At 42.5% G+C, this 4,652-nt stretch carries 3 protein-coding genes and 1 pseudogene; all 4 read right to left on the bottom strand.

Annotated elements, in window-relative coordinates; genetic code table 11:
* Nucleotides 1–1,581 (bottom strand): ABC transporter ATP-binding/substrate-binding protein (locus VE944_RS30980; RefSeq protein ID WP_324986674.1); only part of this gene is annotated, 1,581 nt, incomplete at its 3' end.
* A 69-nt stretch (nt 1,582–1,650) separates the two neighbouring features.
* Nucleotides 1,651–2,484 carry a nitrate ABC transporter permease gene (gene ntrB / locus VE944_RS30975; RefSeq protein ID WP_324986671.1) on the bottom strand — a complete coding sequence of 278 codons (834 nt, stop codon included), beginning with the start codon at nt 2,482–2,484 and terminating at the stop codon, nt 1,651–1,653.
* Nucleotides 2,485–2,511: 27 nt separating this feature from the next.
* Complete coding sequence (locus VE944_RS30970) at nt 2,512–3,831, bottom strand: CmpA/NrtA family ABC transporter substrate-binding protein (protein WP_324986668.1); 1,320 nt, start codon at nt 3,829–3,831, stop codon at nt 2,512–2,514.
* 38 nt (nt 3,832–3,869) lie between these two features.
* A pseudogene (nirA, locus tag VE944_RS30965) lies at nt 3,870–4,652 on the bottom strand (ferredoxin--nitrite reductase); the annotation flags it as partial.

Here is a 4,652-nt window from a genome sequence, read left to right as displayed (position 1 = left end):
GATTTCTAAAATTTCTTCGCGGTTGCGAAAATCATCACAGTATTTACAAGCTTCTAACAGTGCTTTAACCAGAGCAAGATAAGTTTCTGGATATTTCTGCGCCCAATCTTCCCGCACTCCCAAAACTTTTTTCGGCTGTCCTGACCAAATTTCTAAAGCTGTAGCGGCAACAAAGCCTAAGTTTTGATGAACAGCAAGATAATTCCAAGGTTCTCCAGCACAGTAACCGTCAATATTTCCGGCTTTGAGTTGAGAAACCATTTCCATTGGTGGAATCACCGTTAGGCTGACATCTCGATCGGGATCGATGCCACCAGCAGCCAGCCAATAACGCAGGATTAGGTTCACCATTGAAGTAGAGTGAGCTACACCCAAAGTTAGAATTTGGTCGGGAGCGGCGTTAATTGCTGTTTTTAAGTCAACCAGGTTTCTAACACCTCGGTTATACAACCTTTTGCTTAAGGTGATGGCGTTCGCATTGCGAGAGATATTTAGGGCATTGATTATAGGAATTGGTTTTTTACCACCAGCACCCAAAGTTAGGGCTAAGGGCATTCCCGCAAGCATTTGGGCTGCATCTAATTTGCCAGTAACAACCCCTTGAGCTATTTCCTTCCAGCTATTGGCACGAGTGAGGGTAATATTTTCTAAACCGTACTGGGCAAAGAAGCCTTTTTCTTGAGCAACGATTAAAGGTGCAGCATCGGTCACAGGCATAAAGCCAATTTCTAAATTGACTTTTTCTAAGCCGTTGCGGGATATGGCTACTGGTGCTGAAGTCTGCTGTGCTTTGCGTTTCTTAACCAGCTTTTGTTGGTTGAGGAAGTAAATCATTTCATTCCGCAGACTGTAGTAGCTGGGATGTTTGACGACTTCCAAGCGTTGACGCGGGCGAGGGATTGGCACTTCGAGGATTTGCCCGATATGAGCTTCTGGGCCATTAGTGAGCATGACAACGCGATCGCTCAACAACAGCGCCTCATCTACGTCGTGTGTCACCATCACACAAGTAACGTTGTGTTCGTTGCAAATTTTCATTAGTTGCTCTTGCAAACCACCCCGTGTAAGGGCATCCAACGCTCCAAAGGGTTCGTCTAGCAGTAATAACTTGGGACGAGTAGCTAGGGCGCGAGCGATCGCTACCCTTTGTTTCATTCCCCCAGATAACTCGCTAGGACGTTTATTAGCTGCCAAACGCAGCCCCACCATATCAATATGTTCTTCGATAATGCTTCTGCGATCGCCTTTCGACTTACCTTTATATACTTCATCCACAGCTAGGGCGATATTTTCCCGTACTGTTAACCAAGGCAGCAAAGAGTAGTTTTGAAACACAACCATCCGATCTGGACTGGGTTCTCTAACTTCCCGCCCTTCCAACGTCACACCTCCAACACTTGCTCTATCTAAACCTGCAATGATGTTGAGCAGAGTAGATTTACCACAACCAGAATGTCCAATTAGAGAAACGAATTCCCCTCGTCGGATTTTCAACTCAATGTTTTTTAGAGCAATATATTTGCCGCCATTCGGAAGTTCAAATACACGGTCAATGTGGTCAACTTCAACAAAAGTAGTCATTTGTTAATTCGTAATTCGTAATTCGTAATTCGTAATTGGGGAAGTAACTTATTTGCTATTCCCTATTCCCTAGTCTGGTACAACTTTGCTAGCTATAAAGCCAACCATTCTATCTAGAATCAATCCGACTAAACCAACATAAATTAGTGCTAGGATAATTTCGCTTAAGTTAGTTTCTGTTGTGGTGTTGTAAGCATCCCAAATAAATGAACCAATTCCCACACCACCCACTAACATTTCTGCTGCAACAATTGCTAACCAAGATAAACCAATGCCAATGCGTAACCCTGTAAATATGTAAGGAACAGTGGCAGGAAATACAACTTTAAAGAAATACTTTGCCCCTTTGAGACGCAAAACTCTAGCTACGTTTACATAGTCTTGAGGAATTTGTTGCACGCCTACTGTAGTGTTAATGATAATCGGCCAAATGGACGTAATGAAAATTACGAAAATAGCCGAAGGGTTAGCTTGTTGAAATGCTGCTAGAGAAATTGGTAGCCATGCAAGAGGCGGTACAGTCCGTAACACTTGGAAGATTGGATCTACGGCATTATAAAGTAATTTATTAACTCCAATCAAAATTCCTAATGTTATGCCGACAATTGTCGCTAGAGAAAAGCCTAAACCAACCCGTCCCAAACTACTAAGTATCTGCCAGCCTAATCCTTTATCACTTTCACCATTATCAAAAAATGGATCGATGATAAAAGGGTTCCAAGTTTCAGCAATGGTTTCTATTGGCCCAGGTAACTTAAAGTTGGGATTTAAACATAGTAGTTGCCAAATCACTAAAAAAATGGCTAAAGCTACTAGTGGCGGCACAATTTTTTGCAAAACTAGTTTATTAAAGTTCTTACGGTAGTTTTTTTTGATGGTGCGACTTCCCAGAATAGCTGCCATTTGATTTTTTCCCCCTCTTGCTTTTGATTAAACTTTCTTAATTTTTAAACTCTGTAAATATTCTTCTGGTTTCTCTGGATCAAATTTCACACCATCAAAGAAAGTCTCAATTCCCCGAGAACTACTCTTAGGAATTTCGGAATCAGCAACACCAATAGCCTTAGCTGCTTGTTTCCATAAGTCCTCTTTATTCACTTGGTTAACTATTTCTTGAACTTTAGTATCTTTTGGTAAATAGCCCCAGCGAATTTCTTCTGTTAAAAACCAAGTATCGTGACTCTTATAGGGATAAGAAGCGTTATTTGCCCAAAACTTCATGGGATGTGAGAAATTTTGCTGAGTACGACCATCACCGAAGTCAATATTGCCTTTAGACCTTTCTAAAATATCTGTGGCAGCAACATTAAAGTATTTACGCCCAGAGCAAATTTTACACATTTCCTCCTTATTTTCTGGGCGATCGCACCATTGTTGAGCTTCCAGAATTGCCATCAATAATGCTTGTGTGGCATTAGGATTTTTATCAACCCAATCTTTCCGCATAGTAAAGGCTTTTTCTGGATGATCTTTCCATAATTCGCCTGTAACTAAAGCTGAATAACCTAATTTTTGGTTGACTAATTGGGCGTTCCAAGGCTCTCCCACACAAAAAGAATCGATAGTGCCAACTTTGATATTTGCCACCATTTGTGGTGGTGGTACAGGTTCCAAAACCACATCTTGATCTGGATTTATGCCGCCAGCAGCTAGCCAGTAGCGCATCCATAAATCGTGGGTACCACCAGGAAAAGTTACACCAAATTTCAAGGATTTTTTATTAGCTTTGGCAAGACTTGCAGCTTCTTTGAGCGCTTTGCTTTCTAAATTTACATTGAGGTCTTTAAATTTATTCGCAACAGAAATAGCTTGACCATTGGTATTTAACCTTGCCAAGAGATACATTGGCACTTTATCGTTGATGGTCATCAAGTAAGGCATGGGGCTGAGGATGTGTGCGCCATCAATGCCACCGCCAGATGAGCCAATTTTCAAGTTATCGCGGGTGACAGGCCAAGATTTTTGCTTGATTACCTCAACATCAGTCATCCCATACTTGGCAAAGAAGCCCTTTTCTTTAGCAATAATCAGAGGAGCGGAATCGGTTAAGGCGATAAATCCTAATTTGGCTTTGGTTGTTTCTACCTTCGGCGCGTTAGCTACTGTAGAGACGTTAGCGGCTGGGGCCGCAGAGGGTGTTTCACCACCTGTTGAGGCTGTATTGCCAGAGGAACAACCATGAGCCAGGATAGAAGCCGCCGCCGCCGTAGTGGTGGTGAAAATAAATTTTCTGCGCGAAAGATTTTTCATTTGTCTTTTGTCGTTTGTTGATTGTTAAGCACTAGGGGTTACTTACCAGTAGCTACTAAAGCTTCTTGCTTGAGTTTTGCCCCAAAGTTTTTGATTAATAAATCTTGCAATACTGGTTGCAAGTCTTCGCAGGGTATGCCTTTGATCACACAAGTTCCCAAATGGGCTTCTTTGCCAACTTTGCCACCCATATATATGTCAACGCCCTCCAGAGTTTTGCCATTTTTGCGAGTCTTAGTCCCCATCAAGCCAATGTCTGCAACTTGGGGCTGTCCGCAGGAGTTGGGGCAACCTGTCCAGTGAATTCGCACAGGATGGGTGAAGGTTAAATCTTCTTCTAAGGCTTTAATCATTGCCAGGGAGCGGTTTTTGGTTTCGATGAGAGCAAAGTTGCAAAATTGTGCGCCTGTGCAGGATACTAGCGATCGCGCCAGCAAACCTGGATCAATAGAAAACCTTTCTAGCAAAGACTCTGTTAAAAATGTTGCTAACCGCAAGTCAGAAATGTTGGGGATAACGATGTTTTGCTCAACTGTAAAGCGGATTTCGCCACTGCCGTAAACTTCTGCTAAACGGGCAATTTCAAACATATCCTCGGCATACAGCCGCCCGACGGGAATGTTCAAACCTGCGTAATTTAATCCTGGTTGTTTTTGTTTATATACCCCGATATGGTCGCGTTTTTCCCAGTCGATTTCGTCTTTTGCTGCTGCGGGTAATAATGATTTACCCAAACGGCTTTCTACTTCTGCTCGAAACTTTTCTACACCCCATTCATCAATTAGCCACATCAAGCGCGATTTTTGCCGATTAGCACGCGG

It is taken from the genome of Nostoc sp., from assembly GCF_035638895.1.
Classification (GTDB): domain Bacteria; phylum Cyanobacteriota; class Cyanobacteriia; order Cyanobacteriales; family Nostocaceae; genus Nostoc.
Note: the sequence above shows the minus strand (reverse complement) of the source record. Positions and strands in the feature narration are given on the sequence as shown.

Coding starts and splice junctions, on each gene's coding strand:
- ntrB (WP_324986671.1), bottom strand. CDS start 2,484: ATGGCAGCTATTCTGGGAAGTCGCACCATCAAAAAAAACTACCGTAAG.
- VE944_RS30970 (WP_324986668.1), bottom strand. CDS start 3,831: ATGAAAAATCTTTCGCGCAGAAAATTTATTTTCACCACCACTACGGCG.